Here is a 20,722-nt window from a genome sequence, read left to right as displayed (position 1 = left end):
CGCCAGGCTGTCGCGTTCGGCACGGCTTGTAGCAAGGGCAAAAGCGCATGACCAGCGCCTTTTGGCCGATGCCCCGGCGACGTGCCAGGGATGAATCAGGTGGTAATGATACCGAGCTTTTCGTCCAGCGGCGAAATCGGTCGCGCCGCCGCGATCGCAGCCCTGGCATTGGCGCTGTCACGGTCCATGGCTGCGATCAGGTCTTCGAGCGAGGCAAACTTCTCTTCGTCGCGCAGATAATCGATCAGCGCCACTTCGAGAGTCGAGCCGTAAAGGTCGCCCTTGAAGTCGAAGACATGCACTTCGAGCAGGGCCTCGCCATTGTCGAACATCGGCCGGCGGCCATAGCTGGCGACCGCGTCATGGATCCGTCCGGCGTGACGGACCTTCACCGCATAGACCCCGTGTTTCATATTGCAGCGCAGGGACTGGGCGATATTGGCCGTGGGATAGCCGAGTTCGCGGCCCCGCTTGTCGCCGTGAATGACGCGGCCGGCGAGCAGATGATGATAGCCCAGCAGGGCGTTGGCATCTTCCACCCGGCCCTCGGTCAGCGCCTCGCGGATGCGCGAAGAAGAGACCGGTGCATCGCCTTCATCGAGCATGTCCATGATGGTGACTTCGAAGCCCTTGGCGTCGCCGCTCTCTTTCAGGAATTGCGGGGTGCCGGCGCGCTTGCGGCCGAAATGGAAATCGGCACCGACCACCGCGCCCTTGAGCGCCAACGCGCCCACCAATCGCTGATCGACGAAGTCTTCGGCAGAGACCTGGGACAGGTCGCGGGTGAAGGGCATGACGACGATGCCGTTGAAGCCCAATGCCTCGGCCAACCGGGCTTTCATACCGCCTTCTGTCAGGCGGAACATGAATGGCTCGGGCGCAAAGACATCGCGCGGATGCGGCTCGAAGGTCAGCATCAGCGCCGGGGCACCGAGTGCCTTTGCGCGGTCGATAGCGTGACGGAACACGGTCTGATGGCCACGATGACAGCCATCGAAATTGCCGATGGCAATGACGGCACCCTTCACGGCGTCCGGAACCGGCCCCAATCCGTCAAGAACGTGAAATGCCATGATGAGCCTCAGTGTTGAAGGGCATCGAAACCCGCGGTGGCGCAACCTGCCTTGATCGCCAGCGATTGGCAAGACGGGGGAAGCGGCGGGCGATTGGTGGGCCTCACATCACCAGAACAGCCGGGGCATGAAGCCGCGCGCCGCAGAAGCGCTCTGTCCCAGCAGCCGGGTCACCAGTGCCGGATCGGGTTCGTCGACCGGTCCCAGCTCGGCGGCATGGATGGCCCCGGTGATGAACAGGAACTCGATACCGATCCGGGCCGCGCCCGCGGCATCGGTGCGGGCCGAATCGCCGATGGCGAGGATGCGGGAACGGTCCGCCCCCTCCCCCGGATCGCGCCCGGCCAGCCGCAAGGCATCGCGATAGATCGGACGGTAGGGCTTGCCGGCCATGATCACCTCGCCACCCTTGGCGCGATAGGCCTCGGCCAGCGCGCCGGCGCAATAAATGATGCGGTCGCCCTGTTCGACGATGAGATCGGGATTGGCGCAGATCAGCGGCAGCTTGCGCTCGAGCCAGAGCGCCATTTCGTCTTCATAGTCGCCGGGCTCGTCATCGTCGTCATTCATGTCGGTGACAACGATCGCGGTGGCGGTATCGGCATCGGAGAACCCGACATCGAGCCCTTCGAACAGGGGAGCATCGCCCCGCGGACCGACCCAGTGCACATCCGTGCCGGCATGCTCGGCGATCGCCATGCGGGTGACGTCTCCCGACGTCACCATGTCGTCATAGGCGCTGCGCGGGACGCCAAGGGCAGCCAGTTCCTCATGGATCGGGGGGGACGGTCGCGGGGAATTGGTGATCAGCACCACCTTGCCGCCGGCTTCGCGATATTTCGTCAGCGCTTCGCCGGCCCGAGGCCGGGCGCGGCGGCCGTCATGCAAAACGCCCCAGACATCGGACAGGATGACGTCGTATTCCGACGCAATGGGTGAGAGGCCCTGCAAGGCGGGGACAAGATCGGTCACAAAGAACTCCTCGGGCAGGGATCGACCGGACGGGGATCAGCGGCGCAACTGATGCACGGTCTCTGAATTGGCAGGGTCGCTCTCCCCATCCCCGATATCGGTTTCGGTGGGGGCCGGCGGCGCAATGTGGTCCCCTTGCGCCAAAGGAACGCCGTCGTCAAGCAAGGCAAGAATCTGGTCTTCAGCGGTGATGTCACGAGCAATCAGCGAGATGCCGCCCCGCTCAAGATAGGCGGCGACATCGCCGGTGTGGAAATCGGTGAGCGCGCCGGGATCGTTGATAAAGGTGCGGGCCGGCACCTTGACGAAGCGCACGCCGATGCCGGCAAGCGCGGGGATTTCGAGCCTGAGCGAATAGGCATTGTCGATACACAGATGCGCGCCCTTGGCGACCAGTGCATCGAGCGCGTCGCGCTCATCCGGCTCGATCGCGACGAATTGCTGGTGATCGATGGCGAAGACGATGTTCTGGGCAACGATGCGATTGGCGTCGAGCGCCGCCACGAGTTCGGCGCGGGCGTCGCGGTCGGTCAGCGAGGCCCGGGTGAGTGGCACCAGAAGCGTCATCGGCTGTTCGCGGGTGCTGGCGCGGCGCACGATGGCAATGGCGGCCTGCATGATCAGCCGTTCGATGCGGCAGACAAGCTGGGTCTCTCCACGGCGCGGCAGGAAATCGGGCATGTCGGCCCATTCCCCGTCCTCAAGCACCAGGCGGGGCACGAGATCGTAGCACTCGGTGCGGCGCTGCGGCAGGGTGACGATGGGTTGCAGGTGGAAGACCAGCCGACCCTCCTCCACCGCCTGGCGCACCATTTCGGGCGGTATCACCGGCTCGGGACGGTAGGTTTCGGGCTTTTGCCCCGCTTCGCGTTCGTCGATGAAGGTTTCGGGCATCTGGTCCTGCCGCGCCAGACGCTCTTCCATGTCGGCAGTCGCCTCGGCGACCTGGCGCACGACCGTGCCTAAAACCGACATGTCGGCTTCGATCACCTCGGTGCGGTTACCGAGGTCGAGATCGGTGATCTTGTCGACCCGGACCCAGAGATCCTGGTTGGACGCGGCCTCGCGGGCATGGAGCCGGGACAGGTCAGAGATTTCCTGATCGAGCCGGGCGATCTCGCGGCGGCGAGTGCCGACCTCGAAGGCGAGCAGGCAGGCCAGCGCGATCGACAGGCCCAGAAGCCCCGCCTCGATGGGCGTGAAGGCCACCAGAAAATAGGCCGCGATGCCAAGGCAAACGCTGACGATGGCGATGAACAGGTAGATTATGGAGCGCAATGCATGCTCCCCGCGGCCTCGGTGCAAATACAATTCTACGCCCGATGTGACGCAGAGTTGGGAACAGAATCCAACCGTTTGGCGAAATAGGCAAGGGCTGCAAACCGTTTGTTTACCCTAATTGCCCAACAATCAGGTCAACCAGAACGGTTATCACCCCCCGAGAACAGGGAGTCCTGCCCGATGACGTCCGAAAGGGATCTGCAAGCGCGCTATCGCGTCCTGTCGGTCGGAGCAGGCCCGGTATTGACCGGCACCCTGTGCGCCGCCGAAAAAGACGGCACCCTTGCCAGCCATCATGCGGCCGCCAGCTATGGAGAGGCCGTGCAAACCGTGCGCGAGGGCGGATACAATGTGGTCCTGGCCGGACTGAACGCACTGGGCGATGACCGGGTTTCCGTCGAGCATGGGCTATCGCGTCTGGTGAAGCTGGCCGAAGGCGCGCTGGTGCTGGCCTTGTCCGAGGGCGGATCGGTTTCCGCCGCGGTGACCGCCATGCAGGCCGGAGCGCATGACTATGTGGCGCTGCCGGTCGGCATAGACGCGCTGATCGAACGGCTCAACGAATTGAGCGCCCGGCACGGGCTGGCGCGGCCGCATGAGCCGGCAAGCCTTGGTGCGGGCGGACGGGACTTCGCCAGCTTTATCGGCAGCTCGCCGCAAATGCGGGTTGTCTATGAACAGATCGAACGGATCGCGCCGTCAGCGGCGCCGGTCTTCATCACCGGGCAAAGCGGCACCGGCAAGGAACTGTGTGCCGAAGCGGTGCATGCGCGCTCGCCCCGGGGCGATGCGCCCTTCATCGCAATCAATTGCGGGGCGATCCCGCGCGATTTGATGGAAGCCGAATTGTTCGGTGCGGTGCGCGGTGCCTATACGGGCGCTGTCGATGATCGCAAGGGGGCGGCGGAAGCGGCCGAAGGGGGCACGCTGTTCCTTGACGAGATCGGCGAACTCGACCTCTCGCTGCAGGCCAAGCTGTTGCGGTTCCTGCAGACCGGCACCATTACCCGCATCGGTGAGACCGTGTCGCGGCCCGTCAATGTGCGCATCATCTGCGCCACCAACCGCAACCCGATCGAACTCACGGCCAAGGGCCATTTCCGCGAAGACCTGTTCTATCGGCTGCATGTGCTGCCGATCCATCTGCCGCCCCTGCGGCAGCGCCCGGCGGACATCCTGTCGCTGGCCGAAAGCTTTCTGCATCAATATGCCAGCGAGGAAGGCAAGCGGTTCGACGGGTTCGACCCGCGGACGGCGGCGCTGTTCCTCAATCACGACTGGCCGGGCAATGTGCGCCAGCTCCAGAACCTCATCCGCCGCATCGTTGTGATGCAGGATGGCGGGCTGGTTGTGCCCGAAGTGGTGGCCGAGGCCGACCATGAGAGCGCCTCGGGCCGGGCGAGCATTCTCTCGGCGAACACACCCAAGCGCTTCCGCAGCGCAGAACCCCGGATCAGGCCGCTCTGGCTCGAAGAGAAGCGGATCATCGAAAGCGCACTTGCTGCGTTCAACGGCAATATTTCGCAAGCCGCTGCCGCGCTCGAAATCTCACCCTCGACGATCTACCGCAAGAAGCAGAGCTGGGAGACGCTGGAGATGGCGGAGGCCAGCTAGCCCGCCAGCGCCACGATCACAGCCGAAACGAAAAGCACCGCGGAAACCGGTGTCATGGTGAAGCGCTCTGCACGGCTCCGCGACATCGCGTTGGGGACAACGCCCAGGCCGCAAAGCACTGCCACAACCCAGCTTGCCGGGCCGATCCATCCAGCCCCGCCGAAGATTGCCGTCAGGCCCGCCTTGTCCAGGACGATAAGAGCAAGAAACGCATAAACCGGAATGACCACCAGGCTGGAGATGCGCAACCGCATCGGAAGCCGTTCATGCTCGCCACCCCAGGCGAAACGCCCGAGTGGCATACCGGCTGCCAAGGCAGCCTGAAACAGCGCCAGGCCGATGGTGAATGCAGTGAAAACGGTTGCCGCAACCTGAGCCATCATATTCCCTCTGTGTTCAAGGAATTAAACGGGACAGTGAAGTGACCGGTCAAGCACAGACGGGCCTATGTCGACGGCGGAGGCTCTTGCTCCGAGCGCGTCGAGCACGCTTCGCCGCCTTGTTTCCAGTGGTCACGCGCCCGAACCGGAAAACCGCTTCACATCCCCGTTCAAGCCGGGAACACGCTTTCTTGGGCGCGCTCCTGGCTAGCGCTTCCGCCAGGTGACCACGCGGGTGACCGCGTAATTGAACACCACGCTCATCAAGGCACCTGCAAATCCGGCAAGATAGAGCTGGGGCTGCCAGTCATAGATCCAGCTCGCCACCGAGATATTGGCCAGCGTGCCGAAACTGCACACCACATAGAACGTGAACAGGCCCAGCCAGAAGCTGAGGCCCTTCAAGCGCTGGGCCGCGTAGGTCAGACGGTTGTTCAACACAAAGTTCCAGGTCATCGCGACGATGGTGGCCAGAAGCTGGGAGTTGGTGAAATTGAAATCGGGCAGCGCGTGGATCAGCCCGAGCGCGATCAGGTGCACGAAGACGCCGGTAAAGCCGATCATGGCGAACATGAGGAAGCTCGACGGCAACAGTCCACCAGTGAGCTTTGACAGAACCAGCCCCAGGAAATGCACCGCGACGGTGAGGCTCATCTTGCTCTCGCCGGCATTGCGCTCACGGAACTCGAAGCCGACCTCGCCGATCCTGGGTTTACCGCCGATCCGCTCGGCCGCGGAATTGGCCGAGACGACGATATCGAGCAGGATCTTGAACCCGTCCGGCGAGAGTTCGCGTGCGACCTTGTCGAACAGCGCGCGGCGCACGACAAAGAAGCCGCTCATCGGATCGGAAAGTCTCGTGCCGGCAACCAGTCCGGCGATGGCGTTGGCGAGCTTCGAGCCCTTCTGGCGGATCGAGGAAAGACCGCCCTCGGCGCTGCCGGCTTCGGCAAAGCGGCTGGCAACGACGATGTCGAGGCCTTCGCTGCGCGCCTTTTCCAGCATGCGCGGGAGAACCGTCTCGTCATGTTGATGATCGGCATCGATCACGGCGACATAAGGGGCGGCGCTGGCGGCCATGCCTTCGATGCAGGCCGAGGACAGGCCCCGGCGGCCGAAGCGATGGATGCAGCGCAGGTCCGCGCGGGCGAGCGCTGCCTGTTTGACGAGCTCGGCGGTGCCGTCGCGGCTGTCATCGTCAACCACGATGATCTCGAAGGGAATACCGACAAGGGCGGCATCGAGCTTGTCGATCAGCCCCAGTATATTGCCCGCCTCATCAAGCGTCGGGATCACGATCGAAAGGATCGGCCCGGCGGAAGCGGCCTGCTTCTGAGGTGCGTCTTGCACGGTGTTGGCGGGGTGATCCATTTGCCGGCCCGGAATTGGTGTGCGTCCCCCTTACCGGCTCGGGATCGGCTTGGCAATCTTCACGGCGCTTGGCCCGATCAAGTGCCCCGATCATAGGGAAACATGGCGGGGACAAGATTTTTTCGTCATACCCGACGGCTGATTTCTTGACTCCCGTCACCCCCTTCCCTAAATCTCCCCTTCGAGTGTTAGCACTCACATTCAGGGAGTGCTAACATGGGGCAAATTCACCAGACAGATGAAGGTATGAAGCAATGAGCTTTCGTCCCCTGCACGACCGCGTCGTTGTCGAGCGCGTCGATTCCGAAGAAAAGACCGCCGGCGGCATCATCATTCCCGACACCGCCAAGGAAAAGCCCTCTGAAGGCCTCGTGGTCTCGGTTGGCCCTGGCGCCCGCGACGACAGCGGCAATGTCCGCGCGCTCGACGTGAAGGCCGGTGACCGTGTGCTGTTCGGCAAGTGGTCGGGCACCGAAGTCAAGGTCGACGGCAAAGACCTGTTGATCATGAAAGAGTCCGACATCATGGGCGTGATCGAAGGCTAACCAGCCTCGCACATCAGCCCATCCAAGTCATTCAAGGAGCATTTAAATGGCTGCCAAGGAAGTCAAGTTCTCGACCGATGCGCGCGACAAGATGGTGCGCGGCGTCAACATCCTCGCCAATGCGGTGAAGGTGACGCTCGGTCCGAAGGGCCGCAATGTGGTGATCGACAAGTCGTTCGGCGCCCCGCGCATCACCAAGGACGGCGTGACCGTCGCCAAGGAAATCGAACTCGAAGACAAGTTCGAGAACATGGGCGCGCAGATGGTGCGCTCGGTTGCCTCCAAGACCAACGACATTGCCGGCGACGGCACCACTTCGGCCACCGTGCTGGCCCAGTCGATCGTCAATGAAGGCGTGAAGGCCGTTGCGGCCGGCATGAACCCGATGGACCTGAAGCGCGGCATCGATTCCGCCGTGACCGAAGTCGTCAGCAATCTCGCCAAGTCGGCCAAGAAGATCTCGACCTCCGGCGAAGTCGCCCAGGTCGGCACCATCTCGGCGAACGGCGAAAAGTCGATCGGCGACCAGATTGCCGAAGCCATGCAGAAGGTCGGCAATGAAGGCGTGATCACCGTCGAGGAAGCCAAGTCCCTCGACACCGAGCTGGAAGTCGTCGAAGGCATGCAGTTCGACCGCGGCTACCTCTCGCCCTATTTTGTGACCAACACCGAGAAGATGATTGCGGATCTCGAAGATCCCTACATCCTTCTGCACGAAAAGAAGCTCTCCAACCTTCAGGCCATGCTGCCGGTTCTCGAATCGGTCGTGCAGTCCAACCGTCCGCTGATGATCATCGCGGAAGACGTTGAAGGCGAAGCGCTGGCGACCCTGGTGGTCAACCGTCTGCGCGGCGGCCTCAAGGTTGCTGCCGTCAAGGCACCGGGCTTCGGCGATCGCCGCAAGGCCATGCTCGAAGACATCGCCATCCTGACCGGCGGCCAGGTCATCTCCGAAGACCTCGGCATCAAGCTCGAAAATGTCACCCTCGACATGCTGGGCACCGCCAAGAAGGTCGAGATCACCAAGGAAAACACCACCATCGTCGATGGTGCGGGTTCCAAGGAAGACATCGAAGGCCGTGTCGGCCAGATCAAGGCGCAGATCGAGGAAACCACCTCGGACTACGACCGCGAGAAGCTGCAGGAACGCCTGGCCAAGCTGGCTGGCGGTGTTGCCGTGATCAAGGTCGGCGGCGCCACCGAAGTCGAGGTGAAGGAACGCAAGGACCGCGTCGAGGACGCGCTCAACGCGACCCGCGCCGCGGTTGAAGAAGGCATCGTGGCCGGCGGCGGCGTGTCGCTGCTGCGCGCTTCTGCCTCGCTGACTGTCAAGGGCGAAAACGCCGACCAGGAAGCGGGCATCGCCATCGTGCGCCGCGCGCTGCAGGCCCCGGTTCGCCAGATTGCTCAGAACGCGGGTGCCGAAGGCTCCGTGGTCGTTGGCAAGATCCTCGACGAAAGCTCGGTGCTTTACGGCTACAACGCCCAGACCGGCGAATATGGCGACATGATCGAAATGGGCATTGTCGACCCGGTCAAGGTCGTGCGCACTGCGCTGCAGGACGCCGCCTCGGTCGCATCGCTGCTGATCACCACCGAAGCCATGGTTGCCGAGATTCCGAAGGAAGAAGCTCCGGCTGCCGGCGCCCCCGATATGGGCGGCATGGGTGGCATGGGCGGCATGGGCTTCTAAGCCAGCCGACCCGACCACACGGTCTCATCGACGAAGAGGGCGGTCCCCGGACCGCCCTTTTTTTTATTGCCCTTTGAGGTGAAGTTCAGCATCCGGGCCGCGCTTCACTTTTTGTTTATATACCGGGATTCACACCCTCAATCGTGGTCAACCCCTTTAAAAGACGCGTCAATTTCGGATCACCCGCCCGGCAAGGTTTTTTCCGCGGCCGATTACCGTCATCCGGTTCACCTCCAGCCCCGTTCATTTTTCAAGCCGTCGCCTGACGGCCCCAAACACAGTTGGAGGAACAAATGTTCAATCGCGGGAAAAAGTTCATTGGTGCTGCCGTTCTCGGTGCCACCCTCATGGCCACGCCGGCCTTTGCCGACAATATCGTCGAGACGGCTGCAGGCGCCGGCTCGTTCGGCACGCTGCTGGCGGCCGCCGAAGCGGCGGGTCTTGCCGACACGCTCGCCACCACCGACAACATCACCGTTTTCGCGCCGACCGACGATGCCTTTGCCGCCCTGCCCGAAGGAACGGTCGAAAGCCTTTTGAAGCCTGAAAACAAGGATCAGCTGATCGCGATCCTGACCATGCATGTGCTGCCGCGCGAACTGATGTCGAATGAGCTGCCGGGCCGCTCGATCCACGTCAAGACGCTCAATGGCGACCAGATGCTGGCCGTGACCAAGACCGCCTCGACCCAGGCCGTGACCGTCGCCGGTTCGACCACCGCGAATGTGGTCTCTGCCGACATCCAGGCGGACAATGGTGTGATCCATGTGATCGACACGGTTCTGCTGCCCAAATAAGACTTCTCGATACTCCCCTCCCCGTGAAGGCGGCCCGCTCGGGCCGCCTTTTCTATGCGGGATCAGAAAGCGCCGATCTGGTCCCAAAGGAGTTTGAGGGCGAGGACGACTGAGATCACCACCACCATGGGCTTGATGAGGCGGGCACCGAAACGGATGCCGGTGCGCGCGCCGAGATAGCCGCCGGCGATCTGGCCGATGGCCATCACGATGACGACCGGCCACAACACGTCGCCCGCCAGCATGAACAGCGCCAGTGCTCCAAGATTGGAGGCGGCATTGAGCACCTTGGTATTGGCGGCGGCGCGGGTGACCCCGAGGCCGAACAGAACGATGAACCCCATGGTGAAGAAGGAACCCGTGCCCGGCCCGAAAATGCCGTCGTAAAAGCCGAGCAGAAAGCCCATGACCGGCACGAAGGCGGCGAAGGAAAGGCGCGCGGCGCGGTCGACATCGGACAGGCGTGGGGCGAGGGTAAAATAGGTGGCAACGCCGATCAGCAACACAGGCACGCCAATCTCGAGCACGCTGGTGTCGAGCTGCTTGACGACGAAGGCCCCGGTGTAGGAACCGGCAAATGTCGTGGCGATGGCGATCACCAGGGCGCCAAAGCGTACATAACCGCCCCGGGCATAAGTCCACACGGCCATCAGGGTGCCGATGACACCCTGCGCCTTGTTGGTGGCCAACGCCCCGACAGGCGGGATGCCGACCGCGAGCATGGCCGGCAGGGCAATGAGCCCTCCGCCCCCGGCGATGGCATCGACAAAGCCCGCGGCCAGGCCGACAAAGGCCAGCAGGGCCAGAACTTCAACAGACAGAAACAGGTCCGGTGTGACGAGCATGGGCGGTCCGCGCAGCAGCTGGGTCGCGCGGGTGAGACCGGATCAGGTTTCGCTCGACCCGGATTCGCGCATGGGAATGTTCATCATAGAGGACAGAAAACCGGTCATGGCAAGCTGGATACCCGCGACCACCGCCGTCATGGATATGATCATGACGCGCATGGTGCCGGAATAGCTGAGCGGCCCGAATCCGGTCGATGCCCAGTTGATGACCGACCAGGCGATCCCGCCTATGCCGAGCACGGCGATCGGTACGGCGACGAACAGGATGCGCTCGAGGCTGATCGCATCGAGCAGGCGCCCGAAAGTGGCCGAACGCGGGATGAAGCCGTAGCGGGTGGCAAAGGACCGGGCGATGATGGCGAACGAAATCGCCTGCAGGCCGACAATGACGCACATGGCGCCGACCAGCAGGGTATGGATATCGATCTCGACATCCGGCGCAATCTGGACAGGCCCAGGCAGCAAATAGAGCGTCGATACCGTGCCCAGGGCCATCAGGATGAGGCCGGGATAGAGGAACAGCCAGCGCGGGCTGTAGAGCAGCAGGAAGCGCAAATGCCGCCAGCCATCGCGCCAGGAACGCAGATGCGGTGCGCGGGTGCGGCCATCAGGAGACAGCGTGGTCGGCACCTCGGCAATGCGCAGCTTCTCGAGCGTAGCCTTGACCACCATCTCGGATGCGAACTCCATGCCCGAGGTGCGCAGATTGAGAGCGCGGATCGCATCCCGGTCGAAGCCGCGCAGCCCGCAGTGGAAATCACCGATATCAGTGCGGAAGAACAAGCGTCCCGCAAAGGAGAGCACCGGATTGCCGAGAAAGCGGTGAAGCGGCGGCATGGCGCCCGGGGCAATGCCGCCATCGAAGCGGTTGCCCATGACGAGCTGCGCCCCTTCCCTCAGCTTTTCCAGGAACGGCATCAGATCCGAGAAATCATAGGAATCATCGGCGTCGCCCATGATCACGAAGCGGCCTTTCGCGGCGGCGATGCCACCGGCGAGGGCGGCGCCATAACCCTTTCGCGGAACCGGCACCACGCGTGCACCCTCGGCCTCGGCAATCTGCTGCGACCCGTCGGTCGAGCCATTATCGGCGATCAGCACTTCGCCCTGGACATCGTGTTCGGCGAGGAAGCCACGCGCCTTGCGGATGCAAACCGCAAGGGTTTCGGCCTCGTTGAGGCAGGGCATGAGAATGGTCAGCTCGGTCACGCGGGGCGCCTTTGGCAGAGAAAGACCGCTTTTGTTTCAAAGGCAAAATAGGCGCCAGAGATTGCCAGCGGGTTTATGGCCGCTGCGCACTTTGTCTCCAATTCCTCAACAAAGAAGGCGAATTCAGCCCAATCGGTCGGAATCTTTCAACAGTCTGTCGAAACATGAAGTGTTTCTCACACCCGGGGAAACGCCCATATGGCCGCCATTCGATGATCTGGAGAGAGTCATAATGGACACAATCACCAAAGCCGCGCCGCTGGTTGCGCGCATTCTTCTCGCCCTCATGTTCGTGCTTGCGGGCGTGGCCAAGCTGATGGACCCGGCGAGCAATGCCGGGTATTTCGAATTCCTCGGCCTGCCCGCACCGGGTATCCTGGTCTATGTCGTCGGCCTGTTCGAGCTGATCGGCGGGCTGGCGCTGATTGCCGGGTTCCAGGCCCGGATCGCCGCCATCGCGCTGGCGGTCTTTTCAATCGCCGCCGCACTGCTGGCGCACAACAATTTCGCCGACCAGATGCAGATGACGATGTTCCTCAAGAACCTCGCGGTTGCCGGCGGGCTGTTGCTGGTCACCGCGAATGGTGCAGGCGCATTCGCCCTCGACAAGCGCGCTTCGGCATAGGGGCGGGCTGGGGGAAATGGGTGGTGCCATATCCTCCGCGCTGTCCCGGCCTTGAGCCGGGACCCGATAGCCCACACGAAGAGGCCCCGGATCAAGGCCGGGGCGGCCCGAGTTGGGGGCACGCTCTCAGGCCCTCGTCCTGAGCTTGTCGAAGGGCAGGGGTTGAAGGCAATTCGCCTGCTCGGGATGCCTAAACCCCGCAGAACCCCCACCCTGTCTCGCAACGGATTTGGCCTGGACCAAATCCTGCTCGACGTCCCTCCCCGCAAGGGTGAGGGTTCGGGTCGTGCCACAAGCTCCAGGTCATTCCCGTGACAACGGGGTGACGGCGGAGGGTGGGGGTGCCGCCCAGAGACAGTCTCCACGTCATTGCCCGACTTGACGTCATTGCCCGACTTGTTCGGGCAATCCAGCATGGACCACCCGGGTAAACCGGGTGGTGACGGAGACGAGGAACGTTGAGCCGGCACCAATGTCACCTCCCCTTGACGGGGGAGGATGGGTGGAAACTAGGTTCAGCGCAGCTCGGCGGCGACGGAGGCGCCGAGGCCCTGTTCGACCTTGTCGAGGAAGGCCTCGACGATGGCGCGGCGGCCGGCATCCCATGCGGCCTGTCTGGAAACGATGAGGCTCGCCTGGGACGGCAGGATCAGCCCGTCCGACGGCACCCGCAGGCCATTGGCCTTGAGCGTCGAGCCGGTCGAGGTGATATCGACGATCAGGTCCGCCGCGCCTGCCGAGGGCGCAGCCTCGGTCGAACCGAGGCTTTCGACAATGCGGTATTCGGCAATGCCGTGATCGGCAAAGAAGCGCCGGGTCAGATTGACGAACTTGGTCGCCACCCGCAGCCAGCGGCCGTGCCGGTGGCGGAAGTCGGAAGCGACGTCGGCGAGATCGCTCATGGTTTCGACATCGATCCAGCTCGCGGGCGCTGCCACCACGACATCGGCATGGCCGAAGCCAAGGGCTTTGGCGGTGATCACCTGATCGGGGGCGGCGGGGGCTGCCTCGTGCAGCACGTCGAGCCCGGTGACCCCGATATCGATGCGGCCACGCACGAGCTCGCGGGCAATCTCGGAGGCGGAGATGAAGCGGACGGTGACGCCGTCGAGCCCTTCGATGGCGCCGAGATAAGAGCGGTCGCCGCCCGGCCGGGTGATGACGAGGCCGAATTCGGCCAGCGTTTCACGCGTGGCCTGTTCAAGCCGGCCCTTGGAAGGCACGGCGAGCAACACATCACTCATTGAACGGCCCCCTCAAGCCGGTCGACCCAGACCGCGCAGCCAACGGCTTTCATCGGTTCGGGCGCACCAAGGCGCTCGAGCAACCGGTCATAGCGCCCGCCCGACGCAAGCACATCGCCGGAGCCCGGCGCCAACAATTCGAAGACATGGCCGGTGTAATAATCGAGGCGCGGGGAAAACCCGGCATCGAAGCTGATACCGATTTGGCCATTGGCGGCGTTTGCCGCCGCGATGCGGGCGGCCAGCCGGTCGATCCCGGCCCCGAGATCGATGCCGATCTCGCTGGCAAAGGCGCCGATAGCCTCAAGCTGCTCGGCGGCGGGACCGGCCATCGCAAGATAGCGGCGCAGACAGGCCACGGTCTCTTCTGGTACCCGGGCCTCGGCCAGCGCGCGCTTTTCGAGATAGCGGTCGGCGACCTCCTCGGCCTGGCGGCCGGAGATTGGGCTGAGACCGGCAGCGGACATCTCGGCGGCCACGACCTCGATCAGCTTTACGCGCTGGCTCGGAAAGGTCGCGGCGCGAGAGACGCCCTCGGGCGAAGTCAGCCGGTCGAGCAATTGCGCCATGGCATCGGGATGACCGAGCCGGTGGCGGATGCGCGGGCGCCAGACATCGGGCATGTCGAGCCGGTCGATCAACGCCTCGAACAGATCGACGGCACCAAGATGCAGGCGCGGGGCCTCAACGCCGTAGATCTTCGCGGCTTCAAGCGCGAAGGCGACGATTTCGGAAAAGGCCGCCTCCCCGTCTTCGGGAGAGAGAATTTCGATGCCGCCCTGGTCAAACTCGGCGGGGCCGGCCTGGCGCTTGCGGAAAACCGGGCCGAGATAGCCCGCGCGCATGGGGGTTGCGTCGTCATCGGCGAGGAAATCGGCGGCAACCGCGAGGGTGAATTCGGGCCTCAGGCAGTATTCGGTGCCATCGTCGGCTGCGGTCAGCATCAGGCGGCGGCCAATCTCTTCACCCGCCAGGTCGAAATAGAGTTCGGCCGGCTGCAGGATGCCGGGGCTGACGCGCCGGTCGGTCGCCTGATCGATCAGCCTGTCGAGCGCGTCGCGCCGGGCCCGGGCGTCCATCTCAGTTGCCTTCCGCTTCCTGCTCGGCGATGAGCTTTTCAATGGCCGCGACAAGCTCGGTGCGCTTGACCGCGAACTGGCCGGGGCGCTCTGCGCGCCAGGCGGCGTTGTCTTCGATTTCCTCGGAGGCGCGTTTGCCGGCGATCAGATCCTTGATCTGGATCTCGCCCTTCTCGCGCTCGTCCGAGCCTTCGATGATCACCGCCGGGGCGTTGCGCTGGTCGGCATAGGCGAATTGCTTGCCCATGTTCTTGGGATTGCCCAGGAACATCTCGGCGCGGATGCCGGCCTGGCGCAACTCGGCGACCATGGCCTGGTAGGAGGCGATCTGGTCCTTGTCCTGCACCACGACGACCACGGGGCCGCGATCGGTGCCGGTATCAAGATTGCCGGTCAGCTTGAGCGCCTGGGCGAGACGGCTGACGCCGATGGAAAAGCCGGTGGCGGGCACGGGTTCGGGACGGAAGCGGGAGACAAGGCCGTCATAGCGGCCACCCCCGCCGACCGAGCCGAAGACCACTTCCTGGCCCTTTTCGTTGGTGACCGGGAAGGTCAGTTCGGCCTCAAAGACCGGGCCGGTGTAGTATTCCAGCCCGCGCACGACCGAGGGGTCGATCTTGATGCGATCGGCGCCATAGCCGGCGGCATCGAATAGCGCCTGCATCTCTCCCAACTCACTAAATCCCGATCTAAGGAGTTCAGACTTCTCAACCATCTCAGACAGAAACCCGCCGACAAATTCACCCAACTTCTCGCCGGGCTTTACGCCAATGAACTTGATGATCGTTGATATCTGCCAGGGCTTCAGGGCCGCTCCAGGCGTGAAGTCGCCACTTTGGTCTTTCCGCCCGGCACCCAAGAGTTCTTCAACCCCAGCAATTCCAAACTTGTCGAGCTTGTCTAAGGCTCTCATCACCGTCAGTCTTTGATCGCCGCCTTCAACGCCCGTCACTTCCAGCACCCCGTCGAGCACCTTGCGGTTGTTGACGCGGATGACGTATTTGCCCTCAAGCCCCAGCGCATCCATGACATCGGCCATCATCATGCACATTTCGGCGTCGGCGGCGGGACCCGGCGCGCCGACCGTATCGGCATCGAACTGCATGAACTGGCGGAAGCGGCCCGGCCCGGGCTTTTCGTTCCGGAACACATAGCCCACGCGATAGGAGCGGTAGGGCTTGGGCAGATCATTGTAGTTTTCGGCGAAATAGCGGGCGAGCGGCGCGGTGAGATCGTAGCGCAGGCTCATCCACTGCTCATCATCGTCCTGCAGCGAGAACACGCCGGCATTGGGCCGGTCGGTATCGGGCAGGAACTTGCCGAGCGCCTCGGTATATTCGAACAGCGGGGTTTCGACCGGATCGAAGCCGTATTGATCATAGACTTCGCGGATCTTGGCAATCATGCCGTCAAAGGCGCGGATTTCGCCCGGGCCGCGATCGACGAATCCGCGCGGCAGGCGGGCGGTGATTCGAGACGGTTTTTTCTTGGACATGTCGCGGCCGGTATTTCGAGTTGGAAACTGGGATAGCAGGCGCGTTCGCGCCGTGGCGTTGTTAGCCGATCACCCTATGGGAAACAAGGCAGCGCGGGCGTTTGCCTGCCGCTATGGTTGAAGGGCGCGGGATCGCGATGTGGCATTTTTGCAACAGATGCGACAGGCTGACGCAATCCCCCGACATAGGCTGTTGCCGCTTCACGCAAATCGGCATAGAAGGCCACCGTCCGACACACTAACAGGAGGCGTATTACATGACAGTATCAGAATTCGTTTCCAGCCGTTCCATGGCGCGTGTCGGATTTCATCGCCTTGCGCGATAGCGTTTCTTAAGCGCTGAAATTCCCACCTGCCGAAGGTCTTTCGGCTTCCTTTCATACCTAACGTAATCGGCCGTTTCCGGCGTCATTTGGCGTGCGGATTGCGACCATCACTCTCATTATACTTCAGGGACCGGCGTTCTTACTGACGCCGGGCTGTAAAGATGACTCTTCTTGCACCCCGGAGCCGGCGTGGTGACCACGCCGGTTTCTCCGCCCGCAGGCCCAATGCCTATTGGCGGTTCTTTATTCACTTCTGGCAGGCCGGCGCCAGCTTCCGTTCGTTGATGAGCGGTGCATCGGGGCTTCAGGGCCTGCCCGACCTGACCGACCACATGCGCCGCGATCTCGGGCTGCCGCCCGAGCAGGACCGGCGGAACCACTGGGATTACCGGTGATCTCCCTCAGGCGCCGGGCCGGCGAAAACCGGCCCGCGCCGTTTCCACTTCCCCGCGGCAGAAACAATCCTCGGTGTGATCGTTGACCATGCCCATGGCCTGCATGAAGGCGTAACAGGTGGTGGGACCGACGAATTTCCAGCCCCGCTTCTTGAGGTCTTTCGAGAGCCGGTGGGAACTGGGCACGGTGGCGACCGTCTTGAGATGTTCCCATGACAGATCGTCCGGGCGCTCCTCCCTGCCCGGCTCATATTGCCAGACATAAGCCGCAATGGAGCCGAACTCGGCCTGCATTTCGAGGGCGCGCCGGGCATTGTTGATGGTGGCTTCGATCTTGCCGCGATGACGGATAATACCGGCGTCGCCCAATAGCCGCTCGACATCGCCCTCGTCGAACAGCGCGACCTTTGCCGGTTCGAAATTGGCGAAGGCGGCGCGGAAGTTTTCCCGCTTTCTCAAGATCGTCAGCCAGGACAGGCCCGACTGGAAGCCTTCGAGGCAGATCTTTTCGAAAAGGGTCCGGTCACTGTCGACCGGCCAGCCCCATTCGGTGTCGTGATAGTGCTGGTAGAGGGCGTCATCGCCCGCCCATGCGCAGCGCACCTGTTCCCCGCCGTCAGCCATGCTTGCCCTCGCTCGATTTTACCGGCGGTTAACCGCGCTTGTTGAGGCGGCGCTAACCATGCCGTTTCACTGAAATTTGGTGGGTTCTGGTTACCCTTGGGAAAGCATAACCACGCCGCCAATGGCGGCACCCGCGTTCGGTACTGAGTTCGGAGTAGGTTTTTCCATGAATCGGGATTTCAAGAAAGCCGCCCGTGGCGCGCTGATGACAGCACTTGCCGCCACCGTGTTCGCCCTTGTGCCCATGGCTCAGGCCATGGCCGGGCAGAACCTTGTGCGGGTGCAGGACCGCTGGGGCCAGACACTGCTGGTGCCGCCGGGGATGACGGTGACCACCAATCGCCCGCAAAACGGGCTTGCGGTGCAGAACACCTATCGTCAGCACCCGGCGCTGCTGCGCCAGGTGGTGCCGTTCCGCACCTCGGAAGCGGCAGGCACGATCATCATCAATACGGGCGAGCACTTCCTCTACCTGGTGCTGCCAGAGGGCAAGGCCCTGCGCTACGGTATCGGAGTGGCGCGCGACGGGTTCGAATGGTCGGGCACCCACAAGATTTCGGCCAAGAAGGAATGGCCGGGCTGGACGCCGCCGGCGGAGATGCGCCAGCGCCAGCCCGAACTACCCACATTCATGCCGGGCGGGATCAATAATCCTCTGGGCGCGCGGGCGCTCTATATCGGCGCGACGCTCTATCGCATTCACGGCACCACCGAACCGCAAACCATCGGGCACAATGTGTCCTCGGGCTGCATCAGACTGACCAATCAGGATGTCATAGACCTTTACGGTCGCGTCACAATTGGTGCGAAGGTGATTGTGCTTTAGTTTACCTTTCATCGACATAATCCGTGCCGAACGTTCATGTTTGGCACGGGTTTGTCGTGACGAAAGGTTTATCCTTGTTCCGGCGTTTTGCGCGCGACGACCGCGGCGCGTTCGCGGTGCTGTTCGGCGTGATGGCTATCGTGCTGGTCGCCATGGCCGGCGCGGTCATCGACTATGTCACCATTCAGCAAAAACGTGCCACTGCACAGACCGCGCTCGATGCCGCGGTGCTGGCGCTGCAGCCCGACATCTATTCGAAATCCGAATCGACGCTGAAAACCGAAGCCCAGGCGCTGGTCATCGACCGGCTGGGCGACGATGACGTCACCGTCAATCTGGAGATCGCCTCCAAAGACGAAGATGAAGGCAGCCTGTTCTTCCGGGCGCAGTTGACGATTCCGACCCCGTTTATCGGGCTCATCAATATTCCCGAAATGCAGGTGCGTATCGTCTCCCAGGCGACGCAGAAGAAAAAGCGGCTCGAAGTCGCCTTCGTGCTCGACAATTCGGGGTCGATGGGCAGCTACTCGCGGATGTCGAACCTCAAGACCGCTGCGACCAACGCCATCAACGTGCTGTTCGACAACAAATCGACCCAGCCGGACGTTTTCGTCTCGGTGGTGCCCTTCGCGTTTTTCGTCAATGTCGGATCGGACAAGAAGACAGCGAACTGGATGGACAAGAACGGCCTGTCGCCGACCGCCAAAGACAATTTCGCGGACGACGAGGGCAATCCCCTCACGGGTAATTTCTCGCGGTTCGATCTGTATGACGGCATGACCAATGAAAGCTGGGAAGGGTGTGTCGAATCGCGTGAGCCGCCCTACGACACTACCGACGATACCCCGACGACCAGCAATCCGGTGACGCTGTTCCAGCCGGTGTTCCGGCCGGACGAGCCCGATTCCGGGTTTGGCAGCAGCTATCTCAACGATTATGGCGGGAGCTGCCCGCCGGACGGCAACCTCGGCGAATGCGAGTGCTCAAGCTGGACCGGCGGGTATTACTATGGCGCAGGGGGGACCTGCGAACTGGACCCGCCGACCGGCTGGAACCAGACCGGCCCCAATGTGTGCTCCTGCGCCGGGGAATCGCCCGTCTACACCAGCTCCTGGTATGACTGGCGCTACGGCTACATCACCCGCCAGTCCTGCACCGACTACGAAGACGGTTATGTGCCGCTGACAGACCGGCAATTGCAGGAACGGGCGTGTAAATATGACGGGGTTACCGGCTATTATTCGGGTGAGGACTCCCCGAATGGCGAATGCCTCAACGCCGAGATCCTGCCGCTGACCAACAATGCGACGACGGCAAAGTCCTCGATCACCGCAATGGTCGCGGATGGCGGCACCAATATCCACATCGGCACGGCATGGGGCTGGCGCACTCTGTCGCCTGGCGTGCCCTATACCGAAGGCGTCGATTACGACCAGGGTGCCAGCAAGGTGCTGATCGTGATGACAGACGGTGAAAACACCCACTACCCTTCAGGCAACATGAATGGTGCCCAGTACTACCTCTCCTACGGGTTCCCGTATAATGAACGCCTGGGCGAAGCGGGCTGGGGCAAATCGGCGCTCGAAACCGAGATGAACAACCGCACGGTCACCACCTGCAACAATGCCAAGAATGCAGGCATCGAGATCTATACGATCGGCCTGCAGCCGCCCAACAATACGACCAAGAACATGCTGACGGCCTGCGCGACCGATGCTTCACACGCCTATTTCCCGAATTCGCCCAGCGAATTGACAAGCGTGTTCCAGGATATCGCCGACCGGCTGACCGACCTGCGGCTTGCTCAGTAACCCGCACAGGCCGAGACGCCTGCGGCGAACGGTTTCGAATCGGTGAGGTGGGGGAAAATGGTACCGCCTCCCCGGATCGAACGGGGGACCTCTAGATCCACAATCTAGCGCTCTAACCTACTGAGCTAAGGCGGCACGGCTGCGGCTTGCTGTCCGGCTCCGGGAGCCCTGTGACATATGCCAGCCGGCATGGCTGTTCGGGACGCTGCCCGAATGCGGGCGGACCATATGCAAACACCTTGCTGAACGCAAGAGGGCTTTGGCGCTCTCACGAGAGGTTACCTTGTCTCACAGCGCCTGCGCCGCCTCAGGCCGCGTTCACCTTTCTGCCCGAACGCTGCACCATCAGGGTTTCCCCTTAACCATGAATGGCGAGATCGTTGGGCGAAAGCCCGTTGCGCTGGACCGTCACGCCCCGGCCTTATATTTAAGAAAGGATTAAACAGGTACGCCGCTTCGTGTCAGAGCGGGACGGCGGATCGAGTGAAGTGCGCGCGAAGTGCCCGGACGCGGA

19 protein-coding genes and 1 tRNA gene are annotated in these 20,722 nt (G+C 62.8%); 8 read left to right on the top strand and 12 right to left on the bottom strand.

Annotated features, from left to right (window positions below):
• Positions 1–95: 95 nt before the first annotated feature.
• The 3 genes from G489_RS0112065 to G489_RS0112055 all read right to left on the bottom strand — a co-directional run bounded on the left by G489_RS0112065 (position 96) and on the right by G489_RS0112055 (position 3,323).
• On the bottom strand, positions 96–1,073 hold the full coding sequence (locus G489_RS0112065) for a bifunctional riboflavin kinase/FAD synthetase (protein ID WP_051332579.1): 978 nt from the start codon (positions 1,071–1,073) through the stop codon (positions 96–98).
• Between the two features lie 108 nt (positions 1,074–1,181).
• The gene (locus G489_RS0112060) at positions 1,182–2,045 is read right to left on the bottom strand and encodes a TIGR01459 family HAD-type hydrolase (protein WP_029041747.1); all 864 of its coding nucleotides are present in this window, start codon (positions 2,043–2,045) and stop codon (positions 1,182–1,184) included.
• 36 nt (positions 2,046–2,081) lie between these two features.
• Positions 2,082–3,323: an EAL domain-containing protein gene (locus tag G489_RS0112055; protein WP_029041746.1), complete on the bottom strand. Its 1,242-nt coding sequence runs from the start codon at positions 3,321–3,323 to the stop codon at positions 2,082–2,084.
• A gap of 183 nt (positions 3,324–3,506) precedes the next feature.
• Here G489_RS0112055 and G489_RS0112050 point away from each other — a divergent pair, with 183 nt between their 5' ends.
• Positions 3,507–4,940, top strand: coding sequence for a sigma-54 dependent transcriptional regulator (locus tag G489_RS0112050; protein WP_029041745.1), 1,434 nt, complete (start codon positions 3,507–3,509; stop codon positions 4,938–4,940).
• Here G489_RS0112050 and G489_RS0112045 read toward each other — a convergent pair.
• Positions 4,937–5,323, bottom strand: coding sequence for a hypothetical protein (locus G489_RS0112045; protein ID WP_051332578.1), 387 nt, complete (start codon positions 5,321–5,323; stop codon positions 4,937–4,939). The genes G489_RS0112050 and G489_RS0112045 overlap by 4 nt on opposite strands.
• Before the next feature lie 204 nt (positions 5,324–5,527).
• Positions 5,528–6,691, bottom strand: coding sequence for a glycosyltransferase (locus G489_RS0112040; RefSeq protein WP_029041743.1), 1,164 nt, complete (start codon positions 6,689–6,691; stop codon positions 5,528–5,530).
• Positions 6,692–6,945: 254 nt separating this feature from the next.
• Between G489_RS0112040 and G489_RS0112035 the strand changes: the two genes are divergently transcribed.
• From G489_RS0112035 to G489_RS0112020, 3 genes are all read left to right on the top strand, one after another.
• Positions 6,946–7,236, top strand: a complete 291-nt coding sequence (locus G489_RS0112035) for a co-chaperone GroES (protein ID WP_029041742.1) — start codon at positions 6,946–6,948, stop codon at positions 7,234–7,236.
• Positions 7,237–7,282: 46 nt separating this feature from the next.
• Entirely contained in the window at positions 7,283–8,929 is a 1,647-nt protein-coding gene (gene groL / locus G489_RS0112030; protein ID WP_029041741.1) for a chaperonin GroEL, read from the top strand.
• A 293-nt stretch (positions 8,930–9,222) separates the two neighbouring features.
• Positions 9,223–9,726, top strand: coding sequence for a fasciclin domain-containing protein (locus G489_RS0112020; RefSeq protein ID WP_029041740.1), 504 nt, complete (start codon positions 9,223–9,225; stop codon positions 9,724–9,726).
• Positions 9,727–9,788: 62 nt separating this feature from the next.
• Here G489_RS0112020 and G489_RS0112015 read toward each other — a convergent pair whose 3' ends face one another.
• Entirely contained in the window at positions 9,789–10,571 is a 783-nt protein-coding gene (locus G489_RS0112015; protein WP_029041739.1) for a TSUP family transporter, read from the bottom strand.
• Positions 10,572–10,613: 42 nt separating this feature from the next.
• Positions 10,614–11,783: a glycosyltransferase family 2 protein gene (locus G489_RS20345; RefSeq protein WP_245578899.1), complete on the bottom strand. Its 1,170-nt coding sequence runs from the start codon at positions 11,781–11,783 to the stop codon at positions 10,614–10,616.
• Positions 11,784–12,015: 232 nt separating this feature from the next.
• Between G489_RS20345 and G489_RS0112005 the strand changes: the two genes are divergently transcribed.
• Complete coding sequence (locus tag G489_RS0112005) at positions 12,016–12,408, top strand: DoxX family protein (protein WP_029041738.1); 393 nt, start codon at positions 12,016–12,018, stop codon at positions 12,406–12,408.
• A gap of 515 nt (positions 12,409–12,923) precedes the next feature.
• On the opposite strand, the gene hisG is transcribed toward G489_RS0112005, so the two are convergent.
• Genes hisG through hisS form a run of 3 tightly spaced genes read right to left on the bottom strand, consistent with a single transcriptional unit; the run spans position 12,924 to position 16,226 of the window.
• Positions 12,924–13,652 (bottom strand): ATP phosphoribosyltransferase, encoded by a 729-nt coding sequence (gene hisG / locus G489_RS0112000; protein ID WP_029041737.1) that lies wholly within the window; start codon positions 13,650–13,652, stop codon positions 12,924–12,926.
• On the bottom strand, positions 13,649–14,731 hold the full coding sequence (locus tag G489_RS0111995; RefSeq protein ID WP_029041736.1) for an ATP phosphoribosyltransferase regulatory subunit: 1,083 nt from the start codon (positions 14,729–14,731) through the stop codon (positions 13,649–13,651). Before G489_RS0111995 ends, hisG begins: the two co-directional genes overlap by 4 nt.
• 1 nt (position 14,732) lies before the next feature.
• Positions 14,733–16,226 carry a histidine--tRNA ligase gene (gene hisS / locus G489_RS0111990; protein WP_029041735.1) on the bottom strand — a complete coding sequence of 498 codons (1,494 nt, stop codon included), beginning with the start codon at positions 16,224–16,226 and terminating at the stop codon, positions 14,733–14,735.
• Positions 16,227–16,713: 487 nt separating this feature from the next.
• Between hisS and G489_RS0111985 the strand changes: the two genes are divergently transcribed.
• Positions 16,714–16,947: a hypothetical protein gene (locus G489_RS0111985; protein ID WP_029041734.1), complete on the top strand. Its 234-nt coding sequence runs from the start codon at positions 16,714–16,716 to the stop codon at positions 16,945–16,947.
• A 6-nt stretch (positions 16,948–16,953) separates the two neighbouring features.
• Here the strand turns inward: G489_RS0111985 and G489_RS0111980 are convergent, their stop codons facing one another.
• Positions 16,954–17,571: a DNA-3-methyladenine glycosylase I gene (locus tag G489_RS0111980; RefSeq protein ID WP_029041733.1), complete on the bottom strand. Its 618-nt coding sequence runs from the start codon at positions 17,569–17,571 to the stop codon at positions 16,954–16,956.
• A 166-nt stretch (positions 17,572–17,737) separates the two neighbouring features.
• Between G489_RS0111980 and G489_RS20340 the strand changes: the two genes are divergently transcribed.
• Entirely contained in the window at positions 17,738–18,397 is a 660-nt protein-coding gene (locus G489_RS20340; protein ID WP_245578898.1) for a L,D-transpeptidase, read from the top strand.
• Positions 18,398–18,453: 56 nt separating this feature from the next.
• Positions 18,454–20,208 (top strand): TadE/TadG family type IV pilus assembly protein, encoded by a 1,755-nt coding sequence (locus G489_RS0111970; RefSeq protein ID WP_155889382.1) that lies wholly within the window; start codon positions 18,454–18,456, stop codon positions 20,206–20,208.
• 58 nt (positions 20,209–20,266) lie between these two features.
• Here the strand turns inward: G489_RS0111970 and G489_RS0111965 are convergent.
• Positions 20,267–20,343, bottom strand: a tRNA-His gene (locus G489_RS0111965).
• Positions 20,344–20,722: the final 379 nt, after the last annotated feature.

Source organism: Cucumibacter marinus DSM 18995 (assembly GCF_000429865.1).
GTDB classification, from domain to species: Bacteria; Pseudomonadota; Alphaproteobacteria; order Rhizobiales; family Devosiaceae; genus Cucumibacter; species Cucumibacter marinus.
Note: the sequence above shows the minus strand (reverse complement) of the source record. Positions and strands in the feature narration are given on the sequence as shown.